Genomic DNA, 1954 nt, shown 5'->3' on the forward strand with positions numbered 1-1954 from the left:
CAGCCCCTCCACGCCATCGCCGAATACTTACCGACACGCAGTGCAGTACCCGAATCGAGTGCAGTACCCGAATCGAGCACAGCACCCGAATCGCACGATGCCGGTGGCTATCGGACCGGCATTACGGCACACCGAGGACGTCCGCCCCCGGACCGACTCGATCCGTGCAACGTGGACCCGCCTTCCCCGCCGACCGGCAGATGAGTTAACAGTCCACGACGGAAGGTCACAACCGATCGGATCCCCCAGATCTCCCACAACCGATTGCGTGCCCTCGTTAACTCACCCGAGGTGGGAGGAACAGTCTTCATGGAAGGGTCCGAAGGCGGCGAAGTGGGTAGCGGCGTTCGGGCCCAGGTCGCGACGCGACCGCCCACATCGGCCCGGCATCACCGCGGCGGCGCGATGCACCAAATGCCCGGCGGACCAACGACGAGAAGTCCGGCCAACGCGCCGGGCATGGCGGTGCGCCTCGCGCTACCCGCCGTCCGCAACGGGGCCTACCGTTAACGGTATGAGTGCCCAGTCCCACCAAAGCTCACCTCCACCGACCGGCACGGGGGTGCCCGAGAGCGCGCCGGCCGGGCGTGATCCGAACCTCATCACGACCGACGAGCCGGGCGTTGTCCCCACCGGGGCCAGTGAACCTCCGGCATCGGATGATTCCGTGCGCGAACCCGGACAGGCCAACCACGACGAGGAACCACACGCGGCGTTCCGGCGATTTATGTCGACCGGGTGGGCGCCGATTGACGACGCTGTGCCATCCCGCGATGACTGCGCACCCTACACCACGAAACGTCGCGCCTTGTTGGGTTCGCGGTTCCCGGCGGACGCGCTTGTGGTGCCGAGCGGCGGTCTGCGGGTACGGGCAAACGACACAGATTTTCCGTTCCGTCCCGGAAGTGACTTCTTCTGGCTGACCGGCTGCCATGAACCCGATGCCGTGTTGGTTCTGCTACCCAACGCGGCCGGTGAGCATGATGCGGTGCTCTATGTCGCCGGGCGGTCCGACCGGTCGAGCTCCGCCTTCTACACCGACCGGCGATACGGGGAACTGTGGGTCGGTCCCAGACCGGGGGTTCGGGAGACCACGGCACAGCTGGAGATCGAATGCCGGCCGCTCACGGAGCTCGCGGACGCGCTCGCGCGGTTGGCACCGGGAAACACCCGGGTACTACGCGGAGTCGATCCGGTCGTGGACGGTTCGGTGCTGCGCTGGTCCGGCCGGGGTGGACCAGGAACCGACCGCGATCTGGCCCTCGCACAGGCCCTTTCCGAGCTGCGGCTGCTCAAGGACGACTTCGAGATCGCCCGATTGGACGAGGCGATCGCCGCGACCGTGCGTGGCTTCACCGAGTGCGTGGGAGAAATCGGTCGGGCGATGGACCTGCCCAACGGAGAACGATGGTTGGAGGGGACGTTCTGGCGGCGGGCCCGGGTGGACGGCAACGACGTGGGATACGGTTCCATCGTCGCCTGTGGCCACCACGCCACGACGCTGCACTGGGTCCGCGACGACGGGCCGGTACGCGCCGGTGATCTCGCCCTGCTCGACATGGGGGTCGAGGGACGGTCCCTCTACACGGCCGACGTCACCCGCACGCTTCCGATCAACGGACGGTTCACCGAGGTGCAACGCCAGGTCTATGACGTGGTTCTTCGCGCCCAGCAGGCCGGGATCGACGCGGTCCGGCCGGGAGCGTCCTTCCTGGAGCCGCACCGGGCCGCCATGCGGGTCATCGCCACGGCGCTCGACGACTGGGGGCTCCTGCCGGTCAGTGCGCAGGAGTCGCTGACCGAGGACCCACGCTCCCCGGGAGCGGGCGTCCATCGCCGCTATACCCTGCACTCCACGTCGCACATGCTCGGATTGGACGTGCACGACTGCGCGCAGGCGCGCGACCAGACCTATCGCGACGCGGCGCTGGAACCGGGCATGGTATTGACGGTC

Annotated in this window: 1 protein-coding gene; it reads left to right on the forward strand. The window is 67.9% G+C overall.

Going from position 1 to position 1954, the window contains the following annotated elements; genetic code table 11:
- Positions 1-727: 727 nt before the first annotated feature.
- A partial coding sequence (locus KBI5_RS24615) for an aminopeptidase P family protein (protein WP_198537973.1) occupies positions 728-1954 on the forward strand: 1227 nt, incomplete at its 3' end.

Source organism: Frankia sp. KB5 (assembly GCF_002099325.1).
Lineage (GTDB): Bacteria > Actinomycetota > Actinomycetes > Frankiales > Frankiaceae > Frankia > Frankia casuarinae.